Raw genomic sequence first — 26,007 nt, forward strand, 5'->3', positions numbered from 1 at the left:
CCAACCCTGACCTGCTCCAGATGCTGCCCACCGGCGAGATAGACCTCGGAGACCTCCCCGAAGACATCGCACGCCGGCTCTTCGAAGCACTACGGCTCGAGCTGCACTACGACCGGAACGCCAACCGGCTGACCTGCCGCGTCACGTTGTCCGGCCCCACCATTGAAGCCGTGCGACGGGCCGCCACCGAAGCAGTAACGACGCCGACGAAGCAGCCACAACGCGCTGAACTGCGGGAAGACATCAACACCGACGCACGCAGCGCCGAAAACGGTACGTCTACCGTTCCCATGCTTGTGGTGCCCCCGACGGGACTCGAACCCGCACTGAATCGATTTTAAGTCGACTGCCTCTGCCAGTTGGGCTACGGGGGCATCGCACACTCTAGGCGACCACCGCCCAGCGAGACGCGCAGGACTACACCGCCAGCTTCCAGACCGCCGCCACCAGGCCGACCACCAGGGGGTGGACCGTGACTGCAGTGCGCGCGAGCGAACGCAACGCCAAGACGACCCCACGGTCACCGAGCCAGGCCAAGCGGGTTACGCCGTTGCCGTAGACGTACGCCAAGTGCGGTGGGGTTCCGCCCGCGCGACGGCGGGACCGGCTCACCCAGTACTCCGGCAACACCAGCAGCGCCGCGATCAGTGTCACCACGTCGCGGGCCGGCTCGATCAACGTTCTGAGCGCCACCGGTACGACGAACCGGACGACGACGCAGGTCACCGCCATGACCAGGAAGAGGCCGGGCAAGGCCCGCGGAAGCAGCGGCCACATCACGCACCTCCTGCGCCGTTCCGGGCCGTGTCGCCTGCACGGTCTTCGAAGCTGAGCTGCCGGGCCGCATCCGTTCCGGTCAGCACCCGGTTGATCGACGTCTGCATCCACTGCATCACGATCCGGACCTGGTCGTCGATCTGCCAGCGGTCCAGTGCGTCGGACTCGATGAGCCGGGTGATGAAGTCGAAGACCTCGCGGCGGTGGGTGTCCCGCTCGTCGACGAGGGCGCGCACCACCGGCTCGACGTCCTTCGGGTTCTGGGCCAGCTGCAGGGCGAACTGGTCGAGGTCGCCGTCCTTGATGAGTTCCTTGTACGCCGCGACCTCGGCTTCCAGCCGGACGTTCCGCTCCTTCTGCTCGTCCATCCGCAGGCGTACCAGCACGTTCGTCCACAGCCCGTAGTCCGCCAGCAGCCAGTCGTCGGGGAACTGGGCGTTGACCGCCTTCTCCGCGGTCTGCACGTCCGCGGCCATCAGCGCCCGGCTCGCCTCCCGCAGCCCGGCGAGCAGGGGCGGGACGAGCACGGGCCGGATGTCCCGGAGCCCCTCGGCGACGACCGATTCGGGATTCTTCACTCGCCACTGGATGTCCACTTCGGCGCGGAAGACGAAGGCGTCGCCCATGCTCGGCAGCGTGATCTCCAGCGAAAGCTGCTGCAGCGAAAGGTCGACTTCGAAGACCGAGCGGAAGCCACCCCACAGGAGCTCGCCGGCGGTGGGCTGCTTGTGCTTGTCGAAGGCGGTCATCCGGCCGTTGCTCTGCACGAACACCCGGGCGACCCACGGCCGCATCGGCGTCCGGTTCCGCACGAAGCCCAGGCGGCCGACGCGATCGTCGCTCACGATCGGTCGGTAAGCGGAGCCGTCGAGGGTCCGGACCGTCGGCCGGTTGCCCTGCGTACCCGAGTCCGGCAAGGACGGCTCGGGCTTTTCCTGCTGCTCGGCCTCTTCTTCCTTCGGCTCGGCTTCGCCGGAGACCTTTTCCTCGGTCATACGACCACCCTCATTTCGGTCCGGGCACGGATCGACGCGGTCAGCCTGGCCGCCACATCGGGCTCGAGCGGATCGGCCCAGTCCTTCGTCAGCCGTCCGATCAGGTAGAGGAGCCGCTGCGCGTCGCCCTCTCTTTCCACGAGCCGGGCCATGAACCCGGCCAGGACGTCGAGGAGAACCGGGTCATGCTCCGCGCAGCGGATCCACCGGGCGAGGAAGTGCCGGGCCAGCGCATCCCCCTCGCGGTTGCGCAGGGACCGCCGCAGCAGCTCGCAGATCGGCTCGGTGAGCCGCGGATCCTGCGAATGGAGGGTCAGCAGCAGCGGCCACTGCTCGGCACCGGCCGGCAACGCGGGCTGGTCCGTCGCCGCCATTTCGAGCTGATCGAGCTCGAAGCCGTAGAGGTCCGTCAAGTGCCGCAGGCTTCGCAGGGCGAGCCGCCGGAGACTGCTCCGGTCGCTGTCGAGCCACCGCCGGAGGCAGTCGAGCACCGGAGTCACCCGGCCGAAGGCCAGGAGCTTCGCCACGCTGTAACCCGCGATCCAGACGACGTCCCAGTCGTCGCCTTCGTCCAGCGGCTCGCGGCTCTCGGACGGGGTACCGAGAACTCTGAGCTCCTCGAGCGTTTCGTCCACGCGGAGGCGGCCCAACGCGAAGCCGTACGTCGCCGCGGCGGTCCAGCGCAGCGGCCGGGAACTCGACCGCCGCCAATCTTCCAGCCGCTCGATGATGGCCGGGCGGAGGTCGTCGTCCTGGGCGGCTTGGTCGAGCGCGATGGCAGGCGACAGGCGGCGGTTGCCCAGCAGCCATCCCCGATCGCCGGCGACGGCGCGAGGCCTGATCATCTTGGTGTAGACGTAGACGAAGTCGCGGCGGCAGAGGTAGCCCATCGCCTGTGCTGCGCGGACCCACATCATCGGCCGGTCGTCCTCGGTCAGCTTCGTCAACCACGCGTTGATCGAGTCCCGCATCCGATAGTGGTTCTGCCAGACGTGGTCCAGGATCGCCGTGGGGTACCGCGGATCGTGGAAGCTCATCAGCGGCATCGGAACTCTTTCCCGGCCGAACGTCGCGAAGCCGTCGACGATCTTCGCGCGCAACGCCGGCAATCTGCTTTCCGGGTCGTCGGCGAACAGGGAAACCCGGTGTTTGTCGTCCTTGCTCGTCTCGGTGACGAACTTGCCGCCCAGCAGTTCCGCCGCCTCGGCGACGAGGTTGTACGGCGAGCCGTTGAGCACGGCCAACGCCACCCGGAAAGCGGTCAGCCGGAGCGCTTCGTCGAACTCGGCACCCGGCGAGAGTCCTTGCAGGGCGACGAACCATTCAGTCACCTGCTCGTGGACCGCTGAAGCAGCCTTTCGCTCGACGTCTTCGCGGGTGATCTCACCACGCGCGTGCCGGACCAGGAGAGCGGCCATCCGCACCGACTCCTGCGGCCGTGGGCAGGGCCCCAAGGCCTCGGCGGTCCATGGCGCCGACCGCAGGTTCGCGAGGGCCTCCTCGAGCCCGCGTGGGTCCTCCGGCCGGATCTCGTGCTGGACGAGCTTGGCGAGCAGATCCGCGGGGTCCGGCGGTTTGTGGTCGAACGCGTACCCGCCGAACACTTCCACCGACCGAGAGTCGGACGGCGCGATCAGCACGCAGAACGAGGTGGCCTTCTTGAGCCGGTCACGGAGCTCGTCGAGGTTGTCCTCGGTGAGCGAGCCGCTCAGCCCGCGAGGCAGCTCGGCGACGTAGCCCGCATTCTTTTCAGGGAAATCGGCCGTGACGAGCGCCTTGACGTCCTTGCCGCTGCGGAGCCGGAACACCCTGCTCCTGGCCACTCGGTCCAGGAGGTGCAGAGCTGTGGTGACCCGTCCGGTGCCCGGCTGGCCCCGCACCAGGATGACGTTGCGCTGCTCGAGCATTTCGGCCATCTCCTGGTGGTACGCCACCGGGAGATACCGGGCCCTGACCCATTCGAGCACGTCCTCGCGAACCGAGCCGGACCGGCGCGAGATTTCGCGGCCGAGGGAGATCTCATACCGGTCGCCGATCTGGACCTGACCGACATCCGAACGGTTGAAGGTGGCGTTCGGCGCGTACTGCGCGAGCTTGGGCGAAAGGTAGCGTTCCCCCTGCGAAAGGGCTTCCTTCACCCCTCGGGCTTCGTCGTCACCTCGCTCCTTCTCGTTTTCGGACTCGGCTTGCTGCGCAGCATCACGCTTCTGGGCTGCGAGCTTCGGCGCGTCCTGCTTTTCCGGGCCGCCCTTCTCGGGGCCGGTCTTCGGAGCTGCCTTGGCGGCCGCCGGGGCGGCGGACGGGCCCGGCGATTTCCCCGCGGGTGTGTCGCTCATCGGCCGGCTCCCCGGTTGTCGTGCCACGCGCCGACGACGACCGGGCCGTGGAAGGTCCCGCCCTCGAAGTTCGAGACCGGCCCGCAGGCCACGCCGATCCGGGGCGCTGCCGGCGAGACCGCCTTTTCCGTTCGTGTCGGCGCAGGTTTCGGCGGAACGGAGTAGCCCGGAACGCGCACCCAGGACTCCGGGCCGGTACCGAGCGGCCGGTAGCTGTCCGGCATCACCATGCGCGCCGAGGATCCGGCGACGAACCGCCGGTGGACGTCGCCGGACACCGCGACCACGACGGGACTGTCGTCGACGCCGGCCAGGAAGCGGGCCGCACCGCCGGCCACCTCACGCGCGGCCGCGGGAGCACGTCCGAAAGCCACCCCGACCGCGATCCGCACCTCCGGCGCGAACGCGTCGAGCGCCTCGCGCAAGTGGTGCAGCCACACACCCAGGACGAGCTCACCCGGCGTGCGGGCAGGCAGCGACATCGTGAGGGCCTCGCCGTCCTCGGTCACCATTTCCGGCGCAGCGATCCCGGCCGCCGTGAACGACGCTCGCACCACCTTGTCCAGGAGATCGGCGCCGACGTGCGAATCGGGTCGTAGCTCCAGCACCAATGACCCAGGACCGGCGAGTTCGCTCACCGCCGCAGCGGGAACGCCGGGCACGCGGATCCAGGCTTCGGCGGAGAAGTTCTTCGCCGGGAGGTCCACGCGGATCCGGGTGAATTCGGCTTCGGAGACTTCGGTGAGGCGCTGGCGCACGCACCCGTCGAAGATCGGCTGGGAGACGACCTGGACCAGGTTGGCGTCCGGCAGTCCGGCCAGCACCGCGCGCGCCTGTTCGGCGTCCAAGAGCCGGCAGACGTGGACCGGTCCGTCCGACGCGTAGCCGTGCGCGGCCGGCAAGGACCCGCCGTGGTGCAGTGAAAGCCGCAGCCTCAGCCGCTTCTCCGGGTGCCGAGCGTGGTTGAACCGCTCGAGCCGGGCATCGAGCTCCCGGACGAACCGGCCCACCAGCGCCGGCTCGGCGGAACTGTCTTCGATGCGGGCGAGGAAGCCGTCACCGCTGTCCTGCACCACCCACGACGCTCGATCGAGCCCGGCGCTCCCGGCCGCGGCGGACACGGCGTCCGAAAGGGCTTGCTGCAGCTCGGCCTGCTGCCACCCGTCCCGGGCCCCGTATCGCCACATGTCGACGGCCAGCAGCAGCGCCCGTGAGAACTCGGTTTGGTCCGGCAACGCGGCCTCCTCCGGAAGATCGATCTGCGCTTCGATCCCTAACTCTGAGCCACGTCCGCTTCGCCCATCCCGTATTGATACGGGTTTCGCCGGTCAGGAACCCCGAACCGGGCCAGCCGCTCGAGATCGCCGACTACGATCCGTCGATACTGCCGACGGACCAGACCCGACCGGTGCAGCATCTGGAGGGCCTTCTCGAACGTCGCCAGCGCCACCCCGGCCAAGGACGCGATCTCCGTCTGGGTGAGCGACACATCGAGATCCCAGCCTTCCGGTGTGCGCACGCCGTGCCTGCCGACGATCTCGGCGAGCACCCGGCCGACCCGCAGCGGTGCCGGACAGGCGACGAACTCGGCGCGCCGGCTGTTTGCCCAGTGCAGCCGCGAACTGAGCGACGCCGCCATCGCGGACCACGCGTCCGGATTGCGGTCGAGGAAGTTCCTCAACTGCGCGCTCTTGACGAGCCTGACGTGGGCCACGGTACAAGTTGTCACGTTGGCGGACCGTCTCCTGCCCTCCAGCACGGACATCTCGCCGAGCAGATCCCCCCGGCCCCGCAGGCCCAGCAGCACCGGACGCCCGAACTCCGTGTCCACGAACACCTTCATGATCCCTTCGAGGACCACCAGCACGTGGTGGCTTTCCTCACCCTGCCGGATGACCTGCTGGCGCGCACCGTAGGTCACCGCGGTTCCCAGTTCGAGGAAACCGTTTCGGGTTCTGGCGGACATCCGGCCGAGCAAACTGCCCTTCGGCCACGGTTTCTGGTTCAGCTCGCACTCCCCTCCTCGATCGGGTGCCGCGCGCTCCACCGTTGCCCTGCGGCGGCGTCGCGCACCACGTCAAAAAACGGCTTTCGCCGTTCGTGAATCAGGGGATCCCGGCCGCGAATCCATCGCACGACGGGATGCAGGTGGCTCGGAACGACGACGATCGAGACCAACCGGGAAAGGAGACCCATGGATGCGACGCGCAGAAGAACACCAGCCGGCCTGAGCAAAAGCCGTGGGCAGCGCGGGGACGAACTGGCCACCACCCTCACCACGATCACCTTCTTCCAAGGCGCGGTCCAGCACGCTGACGAAAAGGTGCGCACCGTGGTGGCGGTCCAGACCATGATCACCGCACTGGTGGCCACCCAGGCCGGCTACCTCGGGAGCGCCAGGTCCGGCTCGGTGCCGCGATCGGTGCTCGTCGGGGCCGTCATTTGCTTCGCATTGGCCTACGCCTACGCGTCGCTGCACGTCTTCCTGGCGATCCGGCCGCGAACGGCGGCCCCCTCCAGCGAAAACCAGTTCGCTTTTCCCAGCGTCGCCGCCGGCACGGCCATCACCGGGCGGGCGGCTCAGCGCGAGCAGGCCCACGAACTCACCCGGCTGCTGGCCTCCTTGGCGATGCAGAAGCACCACCACGTGCGGTTCGCCTTGGCCGGCACCTGCGTGCTCTTCGCCAGCGCGTTGATCCTGATCGTCGCGGCGGTGGTCCCGTGAGCTCGCTCAGCCGTCGGCGATGGCCGCGAGCCGCGCCCGGTCGCAGACGCACACCCGGCGGTAGCCGGTCTTGACGATCTTCTCGCGGCGCAATCCGGCCAAGGCGCGGTGCACGGTCGGCTCGGCGGCCCCCACCAGCGCGGCGAGCTCCGGCTGGGTGAGAGCGACCCCGATCCGTAGGTGCGGCCCGGCGGGGACGCTGTACGACGTCGCGAGCTCGAGCAACACCCTGGCGAGCCGGATCCGCACCTCACGGCTGCCGAAGTCGATCCGCCGCCGGGTGGCCCAGCGGAGTTTTGCGCCGACGCTGCCGCTCACGGCGAGTGAGACGTCCGGGAAGTCGAGGAGAAACCGGCGGAACTCCCCTTGTGTGATGAGGCGGGTCCGCACCCGGCCGGCGGTGGTCACGGTGGCGACCCGGGGCTGGCCGTCCATCGCCGCCAGTTCCCCGACCAGATCGCCGCCGACTCGGATCGCCAGCAGGGCGAGGTGCCCCTCCGGCGTGACCGCGGTGACCTTCACACAGCCGTCGACCAGCAGAAAGACGTGCGTGCTGGTGCCGCCTTCACGGAGGAGCACCTTCTCGGGTCCGAACTCCCGCGCAACGCCGAGCTCCAGCAAGGCGGTTCGCGCTGTCCGGGACAGCCCGGCCAAGAAGCTGCCCCGGGGGAACGTCGCCTCGGCCGGCCGACTCACCGCCCCTCCCCTCGCCCCCTGGAGGGTAGGACGTGCCCACCGGCGGCGCCACCACCGGAAAGGCCCCGCGCCTCCGTCTGCCGTCCACTGTGGACTCAGGTGGCCTCACCACCGGTCCGCCGGCCCACGGCGCTCCGGAACCGCGAAAGCCCCCGTGCACCGCAGTGCACGGGGGCTTTCGAAAGCGGACGCTCAGGACTTCGAGATGCGCGCGAACTCGTCCTTCGGGTTGTTGATCTGCCCGAGCGAGATCACCTCGCGGCGGAACAAGCCGCCCAGGATCCAGTCGAACAGGATGCGGATGCGGCGGTTCCACGTCGGCATTGCCTTGAGGTGGTATGCGCGGTGGAACAGCCAGGCCGGGAAGCCCTTGATCTTCAGGTTCAGCGCGTCCGCGACGCCCTTGTGGAGGCCGAGGCTCGCCACCGCGCCCAGGTTCTTGTGGTAGTAGTCCTTCGGCTTGCCGCCGCGGAGGACCTTGATGATGTTCTTCGCCAGGAGGCGGGCCTGGCGGACCGCGTGCTGGGCGTTCGGCGGGCAGGTCGCCGTCGGGTCCTCTTCCGTGCGCGAGAGGTCCGGGATCGCCGCGTTGTCGCCGGCGGTCCAGACGTCGGGGTGGCCGACGACCTGCATCGCGGCGGTTGCCTCGAGGCGGCCGCGCTTGTCGACCGGCAGGTCCGACTGGCCGACCACCGGGTTGGCCTTCACGCCCGCGGTCCAGATGATCGTGTCGGTGTCGAACTCCGTGCCGTCCGAGAGCACGACGTGGCCGTTTTCGAACGACTTCGCCGCCGTCGACAGGTAGACCTCGATGCCGCGCTTCTCCAGCTGCTCGACCGTGTACACGCCGAGGGTCTCGCGGACCTCGGGGAGGATGCGGCCGGCCGCCTCGACGAGCACCCAGCGGATGTCGGAGGTCTTGATGTTCGGGTAGTAGTTCTCCACCGCGAACCGGGTCATGTCCTCGAGCTCGGCCAGCGCCTCGATGCCGGCGAACCCGCCGCCGACCACCGTGAACGTCAGCAGGCGCTTGCGCAGCTCGGGGTCGAGCGTGCTGGCCGCCTCGTCGAGCTTGGTCATGATGTGGTTGCGCAGGTAGATCGCCTCGCCGATGGTCTTGAAGGCGATGCCCTCTTCGACCAGGCCCGGGATCGGGAGGATGCGCGCCACGGCGCCGAGCGCGACGACCAGGATGTCGTAGCCGAGCTGCTCGATGTGGCCGTCGGCCGCCTCGACCGTGACGGACTTCTTCTCGTTCTCGATCTTGGTGACGCGCGCGGTCAGCACGTGGCAGCGCTTCAGCACCCGCCGCAGCGGCACGACCACGTGCCGGGGCTCGATCGCGCCGGCCGCGGCCTCCGGGAGGAACGGCGCGTAGGTCATGTGGGGCTGCGGGTCAACGACGGTCACGGAGGCCTCGTTGGCCCGGAGCATCTTCTGGAGGCCGTACGCCGTGTAGAGCCCGACGTACCCACCACCGAGGACGAGGATCCGAGTCGGTTCCGACTTCGACTTCGCAGCAGCCATGTCCTCATGGTGACACCTTCGCCGCGACCTCGCTCGGGGGCCCCATCCGGCTGTGACCAGCGTCGCTGCGGTTTCCGTAACGATTCAGTCGTGCCCTGTCACCGAGGTCGCGGCCCGGAAGACGTCGGCCACCATGGCGTGGGTCACGCGGTGTGTCTGGACATTGCGCGGCGAGACGTGATAACAGCCGAAAAGCCGCAGGTCGCCCAGCTCCACGACGGCCCCGTGCGCGAACGCCGGCCGCGGCTGCGGCACCGGCCAGCCGGCCGCCTCCAGCACGGGCAGTAACGCCTGCCAGCCGAACGCGCCGAGCACCACGATCGCCCGCAGTGTCGGACGTAACAGCGCCAGCTCCTCCGCCAGCCACGGGCGGCAGGTGTCCCGCTCGGCCGGCGTCGGCTTGTTCTCCGGCGGCGCGCACCGCACGGGCGAAACGAGCCGGGTGCCGTACAGCCGGAGGCCGTCGCCGATCGCCGTCGACGTCGGCTGCGAGGCGAGCCCGACCTCGTGCAGGACCCGGAACAGGAAATCACCCGATGGATCGCCGGTGAACATCCGGCCGGTGCGGTTCGCGCCGTGCGCCGAGGGCGCCAGGCCGACGACGGCGAGCGACGCGTCCGGCGGCCCGAAGCCCGGCACCGGGCGCGCCCAGTACTCCTCGCCGCGGAAGGCCGCTTTGGTGCCCGCGACGCCCTCGCGCCAGGCCACCAGCCGCGGGCATGCGCGGCAGCCGGCCACCGCCGCGTCCAGCTCGGGCAGCGACCTCATCGCAGCGCCGCCCGGGACAGCCGGTCGGCGTGCCGCGTGGTCTCGGGCAGCCGGTAGCGGGGGGTCAGCGCCAGCGTCAGCCGGCAGGCGTGGGCCAGGCCGATCCGGTGGCCAGCCGAGACGTACACCGATTTGACGCCGTCCTGGGTCCGCAGCACCGCGCCGACCTCCTCCCCGGCGTCGACCAGCGGCTCCGAAGACCCGCGCACGTGAGCCGGCGTGCCGTGCGAGCCGACGAACCGGGTCTTGCCGACGCCGAACGCGGGCAGCCCGGTCAGCACGCCGAGGTGGCAGGCCAGGCCGAAGCGCCGGGGGTGCGCGAGGCCGTGGCCGTCGCAGACCAGGACATCGGGCGTGCGCTCCAGCCGTTCGAGGGCGGCCAGCAGTGGCGGCAGCTCGCGGAAGGCGAACAAGCCCGGTTCGTACGGGAAGACGGCCTTCGCGCGGTGGGTCCGTTCCTCGACCACGGTGAGCCCGGCGGTCTCGAGGGTGACGACCGCCGCGGCGATGCCGCCGGTGTCGTCGTAGGCGACGTCGAGACCGGTGACCGTCGGCGGCAGCTCGGGGCAGTCGTCGGTGCGCTCGACCCGGCCGCGAAGCCGGTCCTGCACGGCGAGCGCTTCTTCGATCGTCGCCGGCCAGTCCTCGATGTGCACCAGGTCACCCTGCCACAGGCGCCCGTTCCCGCCGACTAAGTTGGGTCCATGGCGGACAGCACCCCCGAAGAGGCCCCCGAGCCGAAGGCCGCGGAGACGACCGAGCTCCCGGCCGAGCCGACCGACGACATCGTCACGACCCAGCACACCTTGACCGTGAAGCGGAAGAAGCTCGCGTACACGGCGAAGGCGGGGCGGGTCGTCCTCCGCAAGGAGGTCGTCAAGGACGGCAAGTCCGAGGGCGTCAAGGCGAAGGCGGAGGTGTTCATCACCTCCTACACCCTCGACGACGCCGACCCGGGGTCGCGGCCGGTGACGTTCGCCTTCAACGGCGGTCCCGGCTCGTCGAGCATTTGGCTGCACATGGGCCTGCTGGGGCCGCGCCGGGTGCTCTCGGGCGACGTCGACGACCTGGTGCCGCCGCCGTACGGGCTGGCCGACAACCCCGAGACGCTGCTGGTGCACAGCGACCTGGTGTTCATCGACCCGGTGTCGACCGGCTACTCGCGCGCGTCCGAAGGCGGCGAGACGAAGGACTTCCACGGCTTCAAGGGCGACATCGAGTCGGTCGGCGAGATCATCCGGCTGTGGGTGTCGCGCCACCAGCGCTGGCTGTCGCCGAAGTTCCTGGCCGGCGAGTCGTACGGCACGCTGCGCGCCGCCGGGCTGGCCGCGCACCTGCAGGACCGGCACGGGCTGTACCTGAACGGGCTGCTGCTCATCTCGTCGGTGCTCGACCTGGGCACGCTGCAGTTCACGGAGGGCAACGACCTCCCGTACTCGCTGTACGTGCCGACGTACGCGGCGATCGCGCACTACCACGGCCTGCACGGCGAGCGCCCGCTCGACGACGTCCTCGCCGACGCCGAGGACTTCGCGGCCAAGGACCTGCCGTGGGCGCTGGCCCGCGGCGCCCGGCTGTCCACTCAGGACCGGACGGAGGCGGTGGCCACGCTGGCGTCGCTGACCGGGCTGGCCGAGTCCTATGTGGACCGGGTGAATCTGCGGATCGAGCACGTCCGGTTCTTCACGGAGCTGCTGCGCGACCGCGGCCGGACGGTCGGCCGGATGGACGGCCGGTTCACGACGTGGGAGCCGGACGGCGGCCGCGAGCACATGAGCGACGACCCGTCGATCTCCCGCGTGATCGGCGCGTACGCGGCGGCGTTCAACCACTACGTGCGCGCCGAGCTCGGGTACGCCAACGACCTGCCGTACGAGCTCATCAGCGAGGACACGTTCAAGGCGTGGTCGTACTCGGACTTCGAGGGCCGTTCGGTGTCGGTGGTGGACTCGCTGAGCGCGGCGATGCGCGCGAACCCGCACCTGAAGGTGCACGTGGCGTTCGGCCACTACGACGGCGCGACGGCGTACTACGCGGCCGAGCACGTGCTGGCCCACCTGCAGATCCCGGAGGAACTGCGCGAGAACATCGACACGGCGTACTACCCGGCGGGCCACATGATGTACATCCACGAGCCGACCCGGGTGCAGCAGTCGAAGGACCTGGCGAAGTTCGTCAAGAAGGCGTCGAACCGCTGAATCCCCGCGTCGGCAGCGGATCGCCGTAGTGGCCGGGTGGCAGGGGACGGCGGCTCCGGACGTACGCCACCAGCTCCATCGCCACCACCACTGCGGCGTACGCGGCCAGCCACAGCCCGTGCCCCGCCGGCAGCCGGTTTCCGAGGGCGACGTCCAGGATCGGCGGGACCGCCGCCAGTGCCGGTGCCGCCGTGTGGATGTTCTCCGCGAGCAGCGCTCGGTACACCGCCGCCGACGGCTCGTCGACCGCGAGCACCGGCGCCCGCAGGTAGCCGGCCATGATGGAGCTGCTGCACACCGCGCTCAGGACCAGCAGACCCAGCCAGCTCAAGGCGTAAGTCCGCGCCGGAGTGGCGAAGAACAGGACGAGGGCCAGCGCCGCGCCGCCGCCGTAGGCCAGCGCGGCGGCGGCGATGAACCAGCCGCCGGGTCGTTCGTGCGCCGCGCCGCGCCACGGACGGATCTGCTTCGCGAGCGCGCGCTGCCGGGACCGGACGCTCAGCCACATCGTCAGCTGGATGGCGAAACAGGCGAAGTACGCCGGCGTGCTCACGGTTGCGCCGGGCCCGAAGAGCGAGAGGTAGCCGATCGCTCCGAACAGCGCCGGGACGCCGAACAGCAGGAGCCACGGCAGGGCGCGGCGGATGGTGACGTTGCGCGTGGCCAGCAGCGCCTCGAGGAACGGCGTCGGCGCCGCCACCGGCCGGCCGCGGCCCGCCAGCCACCGCAGGATCATGGTGCGCTCGGCTTTCGTGCTCATCAGGCCTCCCCGTAGTGGCCGTCCGCGGGCAGCGCGGGACGACGGTGCCGCTGGGTGAACCACCCGGCGACGTGCGTGGCTACCGCGAGCACGACGTAGCCGGTGAACCACGGCTCGCCCGGCCGGTCTTCGTACACCACTTCGCCCAGCAGCGGGATCGCGAACGCCGACGGCACCCAGGAGCTGGACGTCCTCGAGCCGCGTCACGACGTCGACCGCCAGCGATCCTTCGTCCTCGGCGAGGACCGGCCGCGTGAGGATGCCGGTCAGGACCACGGCGTCCACCGCCGCGCCGAAGGCGAGCAGGCCGAGCCAGAACACCGCCCAGAGCGAGCCACCGGCGATCACCGGGACGCCTCCGGTGACCGGCCGGCCACGGCCCGGGCCGGCCGCGAGATGCCGTAGCCGCCGCCCCGGAGCACCGGGCGCCGCCGCAGGTCGAAGACGCCGCCGACGATCTGCAGGGCGATCGCGAGGACCGCGTAACCGATGAGCCACGGCGCGAACCCGGGTGGCTGGCGGTGGGTGGTGATCAGGTCGACCAGCACCGGCACCGAACAGCATGAAGGGAACGCGATGTACAGGTCCTCGCGCCGCAGCACGGCGTCGACGGCGGCGGACGGCTCGTCCTCTGCGATCACCGGACGGCGGACGACGCCGGTCGTGATCACCGCGAACACGACCGCGCCGAGTGCGAGCAGGCCCAGCCAGCTCCAGGCGTAGGTCCGGTACGGCGTCGCCACGAACCAGGGGCCGGGAGCGCGCGGTGGGGCGGACCCCCAGCCGCACGGCGAGCAACCGCGTCGGAACGCCCACCCGCACCCCGTGCTTTCCCAGCCACGCCGCCGCCTGCACGACCTCGCCGCGGCTCGGTGCTCGTTCACCCACGGAGCTCGCCGGGCAGCCTCGGGTTCACCGGCAGGGCGGGTTCACGCACGTCCACGGACTTCTCCCCCGGTTTCCGTGAGCACGGCCCGCAGCCGCCGCCACTGGATCACACCCACGACTACCTGCATCGCCACCGCGAGCACGGCATAGCCGACGAGCCACGGCCGCCACTCCGGCGGCTGTGCGTGGCCGACCAGCGGATCGAACAGCATGGGAACGGCGTAGATCCCGGGCATCGCCATGAGCAGGTCCTGCAGCCGCAGGGCGGTGTCCACCGCCCGGGATGTCGCGTCCTCCGCGATGACGGGACGCCGGAAGACGTCGGTCACCATCGCGGCCGTGACCGCCGCGCCCAGGAGCAGCAGCAGGAGCCAGCTCCCCGCGAACGTGCGGAACGGCGTCGTGGCGAAGATCGTCACGGCGAGCGCGGCACCGCCGCCGAAGGTGATCAGCGGCACGGCGAGGAACCAGCCGGGCACCTCGGTACGCGGCGGACCGTCGAGCGTCCCGAACCGTGCCAGCGCTTGGCGGTCGCGGACCCGCGCCGGAAGCCAGTATCCGAGGTGCTGGGCGATGATGACGAAGAAGACGTACGAACTGCCCGTCAGTTCCCCGCCGCGGACACCGGGCAGGAAAACCAGGCTCGCGAACCCGATCGTGACGGCCGCGTACCCCAGGACGGCCACGCCGATCCACCGCCACGCCCCGGGCGGCCGCGCGCCGGCGCGGAAGCCGAGGCGCAGGGCCAGCAGATCGGTCATCGTCGGCACGTCGACGCCGTGCTTGACCAGCCAGCGTCCGGCCGCCGCCCGCTCGGCGTCCGTCGGCGCCGGGGCGATCACGGGGTCACCGTCCCGTAGTGGCCGCGCGGCAAGCCTGGGCGCCGGGCCTCCACCGCGGCACCCACGTGGACCGCCACCACCAGGACGAAGTACCCGACCGCGGGCACGAACCGCGCCGGGGCCCACGGCCAGCTGGTGGACAGGTCGATCCAAGCGGCGAACGTGAACAAGAACGGCACCGCGAACGCTCGGGCGTCGTAGGCCCGCAAGGCCGCGTCGACGGCGGACGAAGCCTCGTCCTCGGCGATCACCGGGGCGCGCAGGGCCCGGCCGAGCACCGGCGCCACGCTCGCGGCGCCGATCACCAGTGCGGCCGCCCAGCCCGCCGGGTTGGCCGCGAACCCCGCGCACAGGACCATGCCGCCGCCGAACGTCGTCGCCACCGCGGCGAGGTACCACCGGCCCACCTGCCCGGCCGCCACCCGGAGCGACGGCCGGGCGCCCGCGGGAACCAGCCGGGCGGCGGTGCGGTCGGCCTGGCGCACCCGGCGCCACCGCAGCAGCGGATAGGCGGTGCAGACCACGCTGAGCACCAGGAACCGCGCGAGCACCGGAACCGGCGGGAACAAGGCGACCATCCAGACCACGGAAGAAAGCACGCCGTAGGCCTGGTAGGACCGCGTGGCCAGCACCCGGGCCCCGACGCGCACCGCCAGCAGCGGCGTCGGCTCGTCCACCACCACCCCGTGGCGGGCCAGCCACGCCCGCGCCCCCTGTCTCTCGGCGAGCGTCGTCCACGCTGCTTCCACCGCCATCGGACCTCCCCCTGTCCCGCCCTACACGCGCCAAGGCCCGGAATGGTTTACCGGCCGTAGAAACCGGGCGGCAGCCGGCGGTACCGGCGGCGGAGCAGCAGCCAGCCGGTCAGCTCCAACGCGGCCACCACCGCCGAGTAAGCCCATGCGGCCGACTCGAGCAGGGCAGGCGGCTCCCAGGCCACCATGAGCACCGGCACCGCGAACAGGGCGTAAAACGTGCACAAGGCGTAGCGGTGGGCGTCCTCGGCGCGCAGCGCTTCGTCGACCAGCCGGGATGCCTCGTCTTCCGCGATCACCGGCGAGCGGAGGGCCTTGCCGAGCACCAGCGCGGTCGCTCCGGCGGCGATCGCCAGCGCGATCGTCTGCAGCCCGGTCTCGACCGAGGGCGGGTACCAGTGCTTCCCCGTGGACTGCGGCGCGACCAGGAACGATGCGGCGCACAACACCGCCCCACCGACGAAGGTGACCGCCACCGCGCTCAGGTACCACCAGCCGACCTGCCGAGCCGCCGCGCGCAGCGGCGGCGGGGGTCCGGGTGCGGTGAGGCGCTCAGCGAGCTGCTCGCGGCGTTGCATCCGCCTCCAGCGCACCACCTGGACCACCGCGAAGAGCACGGCGACGCCCGCTCCCCGGCCCGGCGGGTCCCACTCGATGATGAAGATCGAGCCGAAGGGCACCAGGACCGCGGCGAGGATGGCGTACTCAGGTCGTTCGCGGACCCCGAAGCCGCGCGCGCCGATGCGCAGCGCGAGCAGGCGCGTCGGCAACCACACCCGTACCCCACGGCGGGCCAGCCACAGCCGCGTGCTGCCGACCTCGAGCAGGGTCGGCTCGCCGGGCAGTCTCGGGTCCACCGGCAACGCCGGTTCACGCACCATCAACGGAATCCCCCCCAGTCCCGTCGTAAACGCGAACCGCCCCGGGAAGGTTGCCTTCCCGGGGCGGTCCGTTCCGAAAATTCCCTTACTTCAGGTACTGCGACCCGCGTGTCACCGCCGCGTAGGCGTCGACCGCGCCGTGGCCGTAGAAGCCGTTGAACGACGGGTCACCCTCGCAGGTGGCCGTGTACGTCGCGTCGCGGCCTTCCTTCAGGTAGTCCACCGTGCGCGGCACCGGGCAGGCGATCTTCGCCGCCGTGCCCTCGAGGACGCGCTGGACCTTGTCGGGGTCCAGACCGAACTCGCCGTGCGACTTCTTGCCGTACTGGGAAATGATGAGCGCCGCGACGCCGGTGGCGTGCGGGGCGGCCATCGACGTTCCCTGCAGCCACTGGTAGCAGCCCACGCGGCCGTCGGGCGCGGTCGCCTTCTTGACGCCCGCGGTCAGGCCGGCTTCGGTGATGTTGCCGTCCGCGTCGATGTTGCCTTCGGCGATGCCGACGTTCTTCGGGTACGTCGAGAGGATTTGGTTCTCCACCGTGCGGTACCACGGCGTGCCGAAGCCGTCGCGGAAGAAGCCGCCCGGGGCCGACACCGAGATCTGCTCGAGGCCGTAGTTCGAGTAGTCCGCCTTCTTCTGCGACGGCCCGAACGCGCTCACGCCGATGGTGTGGTTGCCCTCGACCGGCAGGTTGAGGCAGCTCGAGTTGTCCACCGTGCGCGGGTGCGTGCCGTTCGCCGGGTAGTCGGGGCTCGTGGTGTCCGGCTGCGGTGCGCCCAGGTCGGTGTGCTGGTTGCCCAGCGCGACCACCATCGTGACGCCCTTGCGGTGCGCGTAGTTCAACGCGCGCTGGGTCGCCTCGATGATCGTGCGCTGCTCGGCCTGCTCGGCGGCCGAATCGGCCGGGTTCGCCGTGCAGTTGTACAGCCACGGGTCCGTGTAGAACGACATGTTGACCACGTCGATGCCGGCGTCGCCGGCGTAGGTCAGCGCGTCGACCGTCGGCTGCAGGAAGAAGAAGCCCGAGTCCTGGCCGGCGCGGATGTTCACCAGCGTCACGTTCGGTGCGACACCGGAAACGCCGAAGCCGTTGGCCGCGGCGGCAATGGTGCCCGCGACGTGCGTGCCGTGGCCGCCGTCGTCGTGGTTGGCCGGGTCGACGCAGCCGCGGAACTCGCACGGCCCGTCGACTTCGGCGCCGTTGACGTCGGTCGGGATGTCGCGGGTGAAGTTGCGCGAGTCGGCCTCGTCGAAGTTCGGCGCGATGTCCGGGTGCGTGCCGTCGATGCCGGTGTCGATGACGCCGACCTTGACCTGCTTGCTGCCCGGCTGCTTGGTGCGCGCGAGGTCCGAGCGGACGGACTTGAGGCCCCAGAGCTGGTCGTCCAGCGGGTCCATCCCGACGGCCTTGTTCGCGGCCGCCTTGTGCGAAGCGGCGCCGCGGCCTTCCTTCTCGACGCCGGCGTCACCCTTGGTCTTCTTGCCCATCTTCGGCACCGAGCCGATGGACTGGGCCTTGGCCGCACCGAACACCGCGCGGTTCGTGGCCACGCGCTCGGTGAAGCCGGTGGCCGGCGCGCTGGCCCTGATCAGGCCGACCGCGGTGTTGGTCTCCAGTACCGTGCCGCCCGCGGCCTTGATCGCCTGCTGGGCGCTGCCGATGCTCTGGACGTCCTTGGCGAGCACGGTGAATTCGGTCGCCGGGCCCGACAGCGCGGGCTGCGCCGACGCGGTGGGAACCGCGACGGCCGAGAGCGCCCCGAACAGCGGGACGGCCATGGCCGCGGCGAAAAGCCTGGGTCTCTTCACGATTCTCCTCCTCGGAAAGCGGTTCCTGCACCGTATAGACCGGACAATGCGTGTACAACGGCCAAACGTACGTTATGGAACAACCGACTTCTGCTCCGCGAAGTGACAAGCTGACAAGTGCCCGTCGGTCCGGGGCACCAGTTCCGGCACCTCCGACGCGCACCTGTCCTCGGCCTTCCAGCACCGCGTGCGGAACCGGCACCCGGACGGGGGATCCAGGGGACTCGGCACGTCGCCGGTCAGCCGGATCACCTGGCGGCGACCGCGCACGGCCGGGTCCGCCACCGGTACCGCGGACAGCAGCGCCTGGGTGTACGGGTGGGACGGCCGTTCGTAGATCTCCTCGTCGGTGCCGAGCTCGACGATCTTGCCGAGGTACATCACCGCGACCCGGTTCGACAGGTGCCGCACCACCGAAAGGTCGTGCGCGATGAAGACGTACGACAGGCCGAACTCGCCCTGAAGTTCACCGAGCAGGTTCATCACCTGCGCCTGGATCGAGACGTCCAAAGCGGACACCGGCTCGTCGCAGATGATCACCTTCGGCCGCAGCGCGAGCGCCCGCGCGATGCCGATGCGCTGGCGCTGCCCGCCGGAGAACTGGTGCGGGTAGCGGTTGAGGTGCTCGGGGTTGAGCCCGACGACCTCCAGCAGTTCCCGCACCTTGCCCGCCCGCGATCCCTTGGGCGCGACGTCGGAATGGATTTCGAACGGCTCGCCGACGATGTCGCCGACCGTCATCCGCGGGTTGAGCGAGGTGTACGGGTCCTGCAGCACGATCTGGATTTCGCGCCGCAGCTTCCGCAGCTCGGACCCGCGCATCGCGAACATGTCGCGGCCCTCGAACCGCGCGGTGCCGCCGGTCGGTTCCTCCAGGCGCATCAGGACCTGGGCGAGCGTCGACTTGCCGCAGCCGGACTCGCCGACGACGCCGAGCGTCTCGCCCGGCATCAGGTCGAACGAGACGCCGTCGACCGCCTTGACCTGGCCGATCGTGCGCTTGAAGAGGATGCCGGTGCGGACCGGGAAGTACTTCCGGAGGTCCTGGACGGACAGGATCGGATCAGGCACGGGAGCTCACCACCTCTTCGGCGAAGTGGCACGCGCTCGTCCGGCCGAAACCGATCGCGTGCTGCGGCGGGACGTCGACGCTGCACCTGGCCTCGGCGCGCTTGCACCGCGGGTGGAACGGACAGCCCGAGGGGATGTCCAGCAGGCTGGGCGGCAGGCCCTTGATGGTTTCCAGCGTCTGTCCTTTGAGGTCGAGCCGGGGCAGGGAGTCCATCAGCGCGGCGGTGTAGGGGTGGGCCGGCGCGCGGAACAGCTCGCCGACGTCGGCCTGCTCGACGATCCGGCCCGCGTACATCACCGCGATCCGGTCGGCGACCTCGGCGACCACCCCGAGGTCGTGCGTGATCAGCACCAGACCCATCTTGCGCTCGGCCTGGATTTCACCCAGGAGGTCCATGATCTGGGCCTGGACGGTGACGTCGAGGGCAGTGGTCGGCTCGTCGGCGATGAGCAGGTCCGGGTCGAGGGCCAGCGACATCGCGATCATCGCGCGCTGGCGCATGCCGCCGGAGAACTGGTGCGGGTAGTCCTTGATCCGGCGTTCCGCGGCCGGGATGCGGACGGTGTCGAGCAGTTCGATCGCGCGCTTCCGGGCATCCTTTTTGGACATCCCGAGCCGGACGCGCAGCTGTTCCTCGATCTGGAAGCCCACGGTGAACACCGGGTTCAGCGCGGAAAGGGCGTCTTGGAAGATCATCGCGATCTCGCTGCCGCGGACTTCACGACGGCGTTCGTCGGACGCGGTCAGCAGGTCCTCGCCGCGCCAGCGCACGGCACCACCGGTGATCACCCCGGGTGGCGTGTCGAGGATCCCCATCACCGTCTGCGCCGTGACGCTCTTCCCGGAACCGGACTCGCCGAGCACGGCCAGGGTTTCCCCGGCGTGCACGGAGTAGCTGACGCCGTTGAGCACGTTCGCCACGCCGTCGGACGTCCGGAACTCGACGCGCAGATCTTCCACCTCAAGCAGAAGTTCGTTGTCGGACAAGGAGATCTACCTCGACTTCGGATCGAGCGCGGTGCGGATGCCGTCACCGAGCATCACGAAGGCCAGCACGGTCAGGGTGACGAAGGCGCCGGGGAACAGCAACATGTGCGGGTCGTTCTGGAAGTAGTCCTTCGAGTCGGAGATCAGCACGCCCCACGAAACCACCGGCGCGCGCACGCCGATGCCGAGGAAGGCGAGCGTCGCTTCGGCACCGATGAACGCGCCGAGCGCGATGGTGGCGTACACCAGCACCGGCGCGATGGTGTTCGGCAGCAGGTGCCGGAAGATGATCCGCGGGGTGCTGGCGCCGAGGCCGCGCGCGGCCTTGACGTAGTCGAGCTGCTTGGCCACCAGCGTCGCCGACCGCATGATGCGCATGGCCACCGGCCAGCTCAGCACGGCGATCGAGCACACCACCTGGACGATGATCGTGACAGCGCCGGGGTTCGAGCCCGGTGCGTTGAACGTCGTCAGGATGACGATCGCGCCGAGGATGAACGGCAGGCCCGCGAAGATGTCGCCGAAGCGGGAGAGCAAGCTGTCGACGAACCTCCCGTAGTAGCCGGCGAGGATGCCGACGAGCGAGCCGAAGAGGACGGTCAGCAGCGTGGAGAACACGCCGACCAGCACCGAGGCCCGCGTGCCGTAGATCGTGCGGGCGTAGACGTCGGCGCCCTGGTTGTCGTAGCCGAACCAGGCGTCCGCGGACGGCCCTTCGTTGGCGTGGGACAGGTCGCTGAACCCGGCGTCCCGCGAGCTGAACAGGCCGGGGGCGATCGCGAGCAGCACGATGAACAGGATGATCACCGCCGAGGCGATGACCGCGGGCTTGCGCCGCAGCTGTTGCCAGGCGTCGCTCCACAGGCTGCGGGCTTTCTGCGGGCTGGTGGCGGAGTCGTCGACGCGGGACAGCTCGGCCGCGTCGGCGCCGCCGCCGCCCACCAGGTTCGGGTCAGTCATAGCGGATCCTCGGGTCGAGAACGGCGTAGAGCAGGTCGACGAGCAGGCTCATCAGCAGGTACACCAGCACCAGCAGGACGACCACGCCGACGACGGTCGCACTCTCCCGGTCCTGGATGCCGCGGAAGATCAGCCTGCCCAGACCGTTGATGTTGAACACGCCTTCGGTGACGATCGCGCCGCCCATCAGGGCGCCGAGGTCGGTGCCGAGGAACGTGAGCACCGGGATCACCGAGTTGCGGAGCAGGTGGACGCCGACGACCCGGCTCTGGGGCAGCCCCTTCGCGATCGCCGTCCGCACGTAGTCGGCGCGGCGGTTCTCGGCGATGCTGCTTCTCGACAGCCGGGCGACGTAGGCCATCGACAAGCTGCCGAGCGCGATGCCGGGCACGATCAGCTCGCCGACGCTCGGATCCTCCGACACGCTGGCCTCGATCCAGCCGAGACCGTTGCCGCCCAGCGCGAGCTGCAGCACGATCGCCGTGACGAACACCGGCAGCGAGATCAGGAACGTCGTCGACACCAGCACCAGGTTGTCGAGGAAACCCTTGCCGCGCAGGCCGGTCAGCACGCCGGCGGTGAGGCCGATGACGGCTTCGATGGCGACGGCGATCACGGCCAGCCGCAGCGTGATCGGGTACGACGTCGCGATCAGCTCTCCGACGGAGGTGCCGTTGAAGGTTTCGCCCCAGTCACCGGTGAAGAGGCTCCCGAGGTACTTGAAGTACTGGACGAAGATGTTGTCGTTCAGGTGGTACTTCTCGGTCATCTGGGCGACGTAGGCCGCCGGGCAGGCGGCCTGGCCGCACTTGCCGGAGAACGGGTCGCCGGGCAGCGCCCAGACCAGGACGTAGATCAGGAACGTGGTGCCGAAGAACACCGGGATCAGCTGGAGCAGCCGTCGCAAGACATAGCGGATCATGACGAGTTCCTAGTGCGCGCCGGCCGTCGTGAGTGGCGAGGCGGGTGGGCACCCTCCTGGCCACTCACGACGGCGTGGTGGTGGTTGCGGCAGGTCAGCGCGCCACTACTTCTTCAGGACCTCGATGGACGGGTAGTCCGGCATGCGCCGGAAGTCGAGAGCCGCGGACTTGAGGTTCTTCGACTTCGCCGCGACACCCTTCTCGTCCCACACCGGGATCGACGGCAGGTCCTTGGCGATCAGGTCCTCGGCCTGCTGGTACAGCTTGACCGCCGCGTCCTTGTCGGCGGTGGCGTCCGCCTGCGCGAGGAGCGCGTCCACCTGAGGGTTCGAGTAGCTGGAGTCGTTCGAGGACCCGCCGGTCTTGTAGATCGGGTTGAGGAAGTCCTCGATGGACGGGTAGTCCGCGGACCAGTCCGAGCGGCCCATGCCGGTCAGCTTCTTCTTGGTGACGATGCTGCGCCACTGGCCGAAGTCGGTCGCGGGCACGAAGTCGCACTCGACGCCGAGGGTGTTCTTGATGCTGTTGCAGGCCGCGACCAGCGGTTCCTTGCGGCCACCGTCCGCGTTGGACGCGATGGTCAGCTTGCCCTGGAAGCCGGACTTCTGGAAGGCCTCCTTGGCCGCCGCCGGGTCGAACTTGCAGAACTGGCAGACACCGGGGCGCGCCCCCGGGATGCCCTGCGAGATGTAGCCGTCCGCGGGCACGTAGGTGTCGTTCATGACGGTCTTGGTGATCTGCGCGCGGTCGATCGCCATCGAGATGGCCTTGCGCAGTTCGAGGTTGTTGTAGCCGGGCACGTAGTACGGCACGGCGATGGTGCTGATCCCGAGCAGGTGGCCGGTGACCAGCCGGTCGCCGAGGTCGTTCTTGTACTTGCCGCCCGCGACCGCCGACGGCGGCAGCGCCTCCATGAAGTCGAGCCGCCCGCTCAGCAGGTCCTGGTAGGCGGTCTCCTGGCTGGCGTAGATCTTGATGTCGAGGTCCTTGAAGTGGACCTTGTCGTCACCCTTGTAGTCGTCGTTGCGGGTGAGCTTGATGTCCTGGTTCGGCGTCCGCGAGACGAACTTCATCGGGCCGTTGCCGATCGGGTGCTGTTCGAAGCCCTTGGGGTCCTTGAAGAACGCGTCGGGCAGCGGCGCGAACGCCTGGTAGCCGACCTTGATGTCGAACACCGAGAACGGCGCGTCCAGCGTCACCTGGAACTCGTAGTCGCCCTTCTGGACCAGGCCGGACATCTTGTCCGTGGCCGGCTTGGCGTTCTCGTCCTCGGGGTGGACGTCCTTGTACCCCTCGATGTTCGAGAAGAAGTCGGTGTTGAGCTGGCCGTTCGGCCCGTAGGCGCCGTAGTTCCAGGCGTCGATGAAGTTGTGCGCCTTCACCTCGGTGCCGTCGTGGAACTTCCAGCCCTGCTTGATCTTGATGTCGTAGACCTTGGAGTCGGTCGTCGTGATCGAGTCCGCCATCAGGTTGAACGGCTTGGCGTCCGCGCCCTTGAACCCGACCAGGGTGGCGAACATGACCTGGATCGCCTTGGTGCCGCCCAGGTCGTTGATGTTGGTCGGGACCAGCGCGTTCTGCGGTTCGGTGCCGTAGACGCTGACCGTGCCGTCCGGGTTCGTCTCGCCGGCCCCCGTGGAGTTGCTGCCCGAGCCGCCGCCGCACGCGGCCAGCACGAGCGCCAGCGAGGTCATCACCACCGTGGGTCCCCAGAGCCTGCGCGAACGCCGCATGATCCCCTCCATCTCCGTCTGCCCGAAAGATGGGACGCACGCTATCGGGGGCGGCGAAGCTGATCACAGGACTGCGGTGTTGCAAATGTGTGACGGTCGTCAGGACCACCTGGTTGGAGCACAACCAACGGAGGAATTCGGATACTCCGGACGGCCCAGCGCGGACAGCAGGTCATCACGCGCTCACCCTGGGTTCCGTTGCGGCACAAGCCCTTCCGGGCGGCCGAACGGTCGGTCAGGCGAGGGAGAGGGCGATGCCGTCGAGGATGTCGTGCTCGCTGACGACGAGCTCCGTCGGGCCGCCCCGGGCCGCCAGCTGCTCGGCCAGGGTCTGGACCACCACCGCGCCGCCGCCGATCACGTCGACCCGGCCCGGGTGGATCACCGGGTTGGCCGCGCGGGTGGCGTGGTCCTCGCTGAGCAGGCGGGACGCGAGCCGGTCGATGTCCGCCGCGCTCAAAGTGGACAGGTGCACCCGGTCGCTGTCGTACTCCGGCAGCCCCAGCGCGATGGCCGACAGCGTCGTCACCGTGCCCGCCACGCCCATCCACGTCCGGGCGCGGGCGACGTCGACCACGTCGAACGCGTCCGTCAGCACCTTGCCCGCCAGGTCGCGGGCGGTCGCGATCTCGCTTGCCGTCGGCGGGTCGCTCTTCAGCGCGCGCTCGGTGATGCGGACGCAGCCGATGTCGACGGACTTCGCCGCGAGGACGTCGGCCCGCTTGCCGTCCCAGGTGCCGAGGACCAGCTCGGTCGAGCCGCCGCCGACGTCGGTCACCACGAACGGGCCGTCGTCCGGGTCCTGCTCGCCCACCGCGCCGGTGAAGCTGAGCCGCGCTTCCTCGTCGCCGCTGATCACCTCGGCCTCGACGCCGAGGGTTTCGCGGGTCATGCGGAAGAACTCGTCGCGGTTCTTCGCGTCGCGGGTCGCGGACGTGGCGACCATGCGGACCTTCTCCACGCCCTTGCGCCGCGCGGCGATCGTGTAGTCGGCGAGCGCGGCCCGGGTGCGCTCGAGGGCCTCGGGGGCCAGCTCGCCGGTGGCGTCGACGCCTTGGCCGAGCCGGACGATCCGCATCTCGCGGTGCAGGTCGCGCAGGTCGACCGTGCCGTCGTGGCGCGGCGTCAGCTCGGCGACGAGCAGGCGGATGGAGTTGGTCCCACAGTCGATCGCGGCAACACGAGGCATGCGATCACCCTAACCGGCGGGTGTTGCCGGCTCGACGGTCGTCGTGGTCACGGTGGTCGACGTGCTGACCGAGGTGACGACCTGCCCGCACGTCGGTTCCGGCGGCGTGGTCTTCGTCGTCGTGGTGGTCTCATCGGTCGGCGTGGACGTCGGCGCAGGCACGGTCGTGATGCTCACGACGGTCGTCGGGATGACCGTCGTGGTCGGCGGCTTCGTGCACGAATCCGGCGTGGTGGTCGTGGTCGGCGGCGTCGAGGTGCCCGTCGCCGGAGGAGGTGTCGAGACCGTGGTCGGCGGGACCGGCGGGGGCGGGATCGACGGCGGTGCGGGCAGCGCCGCCGCGTTCGGGGCGCCGACCGGCACCGTGCTGTCCGGCACCTGCATGATCCCGTTGCGGTAGGCGTCCGCCCACAGGATCACCGTGTTCACGTACGTGTCGGAGTTGTTGTAGCGGTAGATCGCCCCGCGCAGCTGGTCCGGTTTGGCCACGTCGAACCCGCCGGAGCACAGGTAGCGGCCGGTGGCCAGGGCCGCGTCGAAGAGGTTGTTCGGGTCGGACTTGCCGTCGCCGTTGCCGTCGGAGGCGTAGCCCTTCCACGTCCCCGGGATGAACTGGGTCGGGCCGACCGCGCGGTCCCACACCGGGTCGGTGTCGAGCAGGCCCTGGTCGGTGTCCGGGATCGCGGCGAACCCGCCCTGACCGTTGAGCTGCGGGCCGAGGATCGGCTCGCGGGTGGTCCCGAAACCGTCCACGTAGCCGCCGCGCGCGTGGTTGGACTCGATCCGGCCGATGCTGGCGATCAGCGCCCAGTCGATGTGACACGCGGGCAGCTCGCGGCCGAGGATGTCGGCGGCGTTCTGGTACGCCTTGAGCGCGGTGGCCGGGATGCCGAGCGGGCCGTCGGGGAGCTCGTAGGCCGGCAGGGGCATCGGGGTGGGCGCACCGGGGAGGGTGCCGTCGACGGCGATCTGCTGGAGGGCGGCGTGCCCGGGGTCGTAGCCCTGGGCGAGCGCGGCGTCGCGGGTGTGCCCACCGAGCCAGCCGAGGGTGCCACCGCCGGCGACCAGCGCCGGGACCACGGCCAGGATGCCGGTGATCAGCGGGTACGCGGTGCGGTGGCGGATCCCGAATCTTCGCGCGTAGCTCCCGACTGCGTCTGGCAGCCGCCGCACACGCATGCTCAG

Annotated in this window: 25 protein-coding genes and 1 tRNA gene; 2 read left to right on the forward strand and 24 right to left on the reverse strand. The window is 70.1% G+C overall.

Translation table 11 applies throughout. From position 1 onward, the window contains the following. Positions 1-297: 297 nt before the first annotated feature. The 6 genes from QRY02_RS30360 to QRY02_RS30385 all read right to left on the reverse strand — a co-directional run bounded on the left by QRY02_RS30360 (position 298) and on the right by QRY02_RS30385 (position 6,074). Positions 298-374: transfer RNA gene (locus tag QRY02_RS30360), tRNA-Leu, on the reverse strand. 43 nt (positions 375-417) lie between these two features. Continuing rightward, on the reverse strand, positions 418-777 hold the full coding sequence (locus QRY02_RS30365) for a hypothetical protein (protein WP_285986251.1): 360 nt from the start codon (positions 775-777) through the stop codon (positions 418-420). Next, positions 777-1,772 (reverse strand): hypothetical protein, encoded by a 996-nt coding sequence (locus QRY02_RS30370; protein WP_285986252.1) that lies wholly within the window; start codon positions 1,770-1,772, stop codon positions 777-779. The genes QRY02_RS30365 and QRY02_RS30370 overlap by 1 nt, the downstream gene beginning before the upstream one ends. Further along, positions 1,769-4,108, reverse strand: a complete 2,340-nt coding sequence (locus QRY02_RS30375; protein WP_285986253.1) for a hypothetical protein — start codon at positions 4,106-4,108, stop codon at positions 1,769-1,771. Before QRY02_RS30375 ends, QRY02_RS30370 begins: the two co-directional genes overlap by 4 nt. After that, entirely contained in the window at positions 4,105-5,343 is a 1,239-nt protein-coding gene (locus tag QRY02_RS30380; RefSeq protein ID WP_285986254.1) for a hypothetical protein, read from the reverse strand. The genes QRY02_RS30375 and QRY02_RS30380 overlap by 4 nt, the downstream gene beginning before the upstream one ends. 38 nt (positions 5,344-5,381) lie before the next feature. Then, positions 5,382-6,074: a Crp/Fnr family transcriptional regulator gene (locus tag QRY02_RS30385; RefSeq protein WP_285986255.1), complete on the reverse strand. Its 693-nt coding sequence runs from the start codon at positions 6,072-6,074 to the stop codon at positions 5,382-5,384. Positions 6,075-6,302: 228 nt separating this feature from the next. Between QRY02_RS30385 and QRY02_RS30390 the strand changes: the two genes are divergently transcribed. Continuing rightward, positions 6,303-6,833 carry a Pycsar system effector family protein gene (locus QRY02_RS30390; RefSeq protein ID WP_285986256.1) on the forward strand — a complete coding sequence of 177 codons (531 nt, stop codon included), beginning with the start codon at positions 6,303-6,305 and terminating at the stop codon, positions 6,831-6,833. A gap of 6 nt (positions 6,834-6,839) precedes the next feature. Here QRY02_RS30390 and QRY02_RS30395 read toward each other — a convergent pair whose 3' ends face one another. The 4 genes from QRY02_RS30395 to QRY02_RS30410 form a co-directional block, all read right to left on the reverse strand. After that, the gene (locus QRY02_RS30395) at positions 6,840-7,529 is read right to left on the reverse strand and encodes a Crp/Fnr family transcriptional regulator (protein ID WP_285986257.1); all 690 of its coding nucleotides are present in this window, start codon (positions 7,527-7,529) and stop codon (positions 6,840-6,842) included. A 192-nt stretch (positions 7,530-7,721) separates the two neighbouring features. Continuing rightward, entirely contained in the window at positions 7,722-9,056 is a 1,335-nt protein-coding gene (locus QRY02_RS30400) for an NAD(P)/FAD-dependent oxidoreductase (RefSeq protein ID WP_285986258.1), read from the reverse strand. 84 nt (positions 9,057-9,140) lie between these two features. Next, positions 9,141-9,824, reverse strand: a complete 684-nt coding sequence (locus QRY02_RS30405; RefSeq protein ID WP_285986259.1) for a uracil-DNA glycosylase — start codon at positions 9,822-9,824, stop codon at positions 9,141-9,143. Next, complete coding sequence (locus tag QRY02_RS30410; RefSeq protein WP_285986260.1) at positions 9,821-10,480, reverse strand: endonuclease V; 660 nt, start codon at positions 10,478-10,480, stop codon at positions 9,821-9,823. The genes QRY02_RS30405 and QRY02_RS30410 overlap by 4 nt, the downstream gene beginning before the upstream one ends. A 48-nt stretch (positions 10,481-10,528) precedes the next feature. Here QRY02_RS30410 and QRY02_RS30415 point away from each other — a divergent pair, with 48 nt between their 5' ends. Further along, positions 10,529-12,022, forward strand: a complete 1,494-nt coding sequence (locus QRY02_RS30415; protein ID WP_285986261.1) for a S10 family peptidase — start codon at positions 10,529-10,531, stop codon at positions 12,020-12,022. Here the strand turns inward: QRY02_RS30415 and QRY02_RS30420 are convergent. The 14 genes from QRY02_RS30420 to QRY02_RS30485 form a co-directional block, all read right to left on the reverse strand. Next, on the reverse strand, positions 12,000-12,782 hold the full coding sequence (locus QRY02_RS30420; RefSeq protein ID WP_285986262.1) for a hypothetical protein: 783 nt from the start codon (positions 12,780-12,782) through the stop codon (positions 12,000-12,002). The genes QRY02_RS30415 and QRY02_RS30420 overlap by 23 nt on opposite strands. Next, positions 12,782-12,958, reverse strand: coding sequence for a hypothetical protein (locus QRY02_RS30425; RefSeq protein ID WP_285986263.1), 177 nt, complete (start codon positions 12,956-12,958; stop codon positions 12,782-12,784). The genes QRY02_RS30420 and QRY02_RS30425 overlap by 1 nt, the downstream gene beginning before the upstream one ends. Positions 12,959-13,126: 168 nt before the next feature. Continuing rightward, entirely contained in the window at positions 13,127-13,525 is a 399-nt protein-coding gene (locus tag QRY02_RS30430; protein WP_285986264.1) for a hypothetical protein, read from the reverse strand. 186 nt (positions 13,526-13,711) lie between these two features. Continuing rightward, a complete protein-coding gene (locus QRY02_RS30435) occupies positions 13,712-14,512 on the reverse strand; it encodes a hypothetical protein (protein ID WP_285986265.1) in 801 nt (266 codons plus the stop codon). Further along, positions 14,509-15,267 carry a hypothetical protein gene (locus QRY02_RS30440; RefSeq protein WP_285986266.1) on the reverse strand — a complete coding sequence of 253 codons (759 nt, stop codon included), beginning with the start codon at positions 15,265-15,267 and terminating at the stop codon, positions 14,509-14,511. Before QRY02_RS30440 ends, QRY02_RS30435 begins: the two co-directional genes overlap by 4 nt. A gap of 47 nt (positions 15,268-15,314) precedes the next feature. Continuing rightward, entirely contained in the window at positions 15,315-16,148 is an 834-nt protein-coding gene (locus QRY02_RS30445) for a hypothetical protein (protein WP_285986267.1), read from the reverse strand. 85 nt (positions 16,149-16,233) lie between these two features. Next, the gene (locus tag QRY02_RS30450; RefSeq protein WP_285993953.1) at positions 16,234-17,928 is read right to left on the reverse strand and encodes a S8 family serine peptidase; all 1,695 of its coding nucleotides are present in this window, start codon (positions 17,926-17,928) and stop codon (positions 16,234-16,236) included. 102 nt (positions 17,929-18,030) lie between these two features. Continuing rightward, positions 18,031-19,029 carry an ABC transporter ATP-binding protein gene (locus QRY02_RS30455; RefSeq protein ID WP_285986268.1) on the reverse strand — a complete coding sequence of 333 codons (999 nt, stop codon included), beginning with the start codon at positions 19,027-19,029 and terminating at the stop codon, positions 18,031-18,033. Continuing rightward, positions 19,022-20,017 (reverse strand): ABC transporter ATP-binding protein, encoded by a 996-nt coding sequence (locus tag QRY02_RS30460; RefSeq protein ID WP_285986269.1) that lies wholly within the window; start codon positions 20,015-20,017, stop codon positions 19,022-19,024. Before QRY02_RS30460 ends, QRY02_RS30455 begins: the two co-directional genes overlap by 8 nt. A gap of 6 nt (positions 20,018-20,023) precedes the next feature. Beyond that, positions 20,024-20,977, reverse strand: a complete 954-nt coding sequence (locus tag QRY02_RS30465) for an ABC transporter permease (RefSeq protein ID WP_285986270.1) — start codon at positions 20,975-20,977, stop codon at positions 20,024-20,026. After that, positions 20,970-21,899 (reverse strand): ABC transporter permease, encoded by a 930-nt coding sequence (locus tag QRY02_RS30470; RefSeq protein ID WP_285986271.1) that lies wholly within the window; start codon positions 21,897-21,899, stop codon positions 20,970-20,972. Before QRY02_RS30470 ends, QRY02_RS30465 begins: the two co-directional genes overlap by 8 nt. A 105-nt stretch (positions 21,900-22,004) precedes the next feature. Continuing rightward, the gene (locus QRY02_RS30475; RefSeq protein WP_285986272.1) at positions 22,005-23,633 is read right to left on the reverse strand and encodes a peptide ABC transporter substrate-binding protein; all 1,629 of its coding nucleotides are present in this window, start codon (positions 23,631-23,633) and stop codon (positions 22,005-22,007) included. A gap of 235 nt (positions 23,634-23,868) precedes the next feature. Beyond that, positions 23,869-24,822, reverse strand: coding sequence for a Ppx/GppA phosphatase family protein (locus QRY02_RS30480; protein WP_285986273.1), 954 nt, complete (start codon positions 24,820-24,822; stop codon positions 23,869-23,871). Between the two features lie 9 nt (positions 24,823-24,831). Continuing rightward, positions 24,832-26,001: a lytic transglycosylase domain-containing protein gene (locus QRY02_RS30485; RefSeq protein ID WP_285986274.1), complete on the reverse strand. Its 1,170-nt coding sequence runs from the start codon at positions 25,999-26,001 to the stop codon at positions 24,832-24,834. Positions 26,002-26,007: the final 6 nt, after the last annotated feature.

The organism is Amycolatopsis sp. DG1A-15b (assembly GCF_030285645.1).
GTDB lineage: Bacteria > Actinomycetota > Actinomycetes > Mycobacteriales > Pseudonocardiaceae > Amycolatopsis.

Coding starts and splice junctions, on each gene's coding strand:
- QRY02_RS30365 (WP_285986251.1), bottom strand. CDS start 777: ATGTGGCCGCTGCTTCCGCGGGCCTTGCCCGGCCTCTTCCTGGTCATG.
- QRY02_RS30370 (WP_285986252.1), bottom strand. CDS start 1,772: ATGACCGAGGAAAAGGTCTCCGGCGAAGCCGAGCCGAAGGAAGAAGAG.
- QRY02_RS30375 (WP_285986253.1), bottom strand. CDS start 4,108: ATGAGCGACACACCCGCGGGGAAATCGCCGGGCCCGTCCGCCGCCCCG.
- QRY02_RS30385 (WP_285986255.1), bottom strand. CDS start 6,074: ATGTCCGCCAGAACCCGAAACGGTTTCCTCGAACTGGGAACCGCGGTG.
- QRY02_RS30390 (WP_285986256.1), top strand. CDS start 6,303: ATGGATGCGACGCGCAGAAGAACACCAGCCGGCCTGAGCAAAAGCCGT.
- QRY02_RS30400 (WP_285986258.1), bottom strand. CDS start 9,056: ATGGCTGCTGCGAAGTCGAAGTCGGAACCGACTCGGATCCTCGTCCTC.
- QRY02_RS30405 (WP_285986259.1), bottom strand. CDS start 9,824: ATGAGGTCGCTGCCCGAGCTGGACGCGGCGGTGGCCGGCTGCCGCGCA.
- QRY02_RS30415 (WP_285986261.1), top strand. CDS start 10,529: ATGGCGGACAGCACCCCCGAAGAGGCCCCCGAGCCGAAGGCCGCGGAG.
- QRY02_RS30420 (WP_285986262.1), bottom strand. CDS start 12,782: ATGAGCACGAAAGCCGAGCGCACCATGATCCTGCGGTGGCTGGCGGGC.
- QRY02_RS30440 (WP_285986266.1), bottom strand. CDS start 15,267: ATGGCGGTGGAAGCAGCGTGGACGACGCTCGCCGAGAGACAGGGGGCG.
- QRY02_RS30445 (WP_285986267.1), bottom strand. CDS start 16,148: ATGGTGCGTGAACCGGCGTTGCCGGTGGACCCGAGACTGCCCGGCGAG.
- QRY02_RS30450 (WP_285993953.1), bottom strand. CDS start 17,928: ATGGCCGTCCCGCTGTTCGGGGCGCTCTCGGCCGTCGCGGTTCCCACC.
- QRY02_RS30465 (WP_285986270.1), bottom strand. CDS start 20,977: ATGACTGACCCGAACCTGGTGGGCGGCGGCGGCGCCGACGCGGCCGAG.
- QRY02_RS30470 (WP_285986271.1), bottom strand. CDS start 21,899: ATGATCCGCTATGTCTTGCGACGGCTGCTCCAGCTGATCCCGGTGTTC.
- QRY02_RS30475 (WP_285986272.1), bottom strand. CDS start 23,633: ATGCGGCGTTCGCGCAGGCTCTGGGGACCCACGGTGGTGATGACCTCG.
- QRY02_RS30480 (WP_285986273.1), bottom strand. CDS start 24,822: ATGCCTCGTGTTGCCGCGATCGACTGTGGGACCAACTCCATCCGCCTG.
- QRY02_RS30485 (WP_285986274.1), bottom strand. CDS start 26,001: ATGCGTGTGCGGCGGCTGCCAGACGCAGTCGGGAGCTACGCGCGAAGA.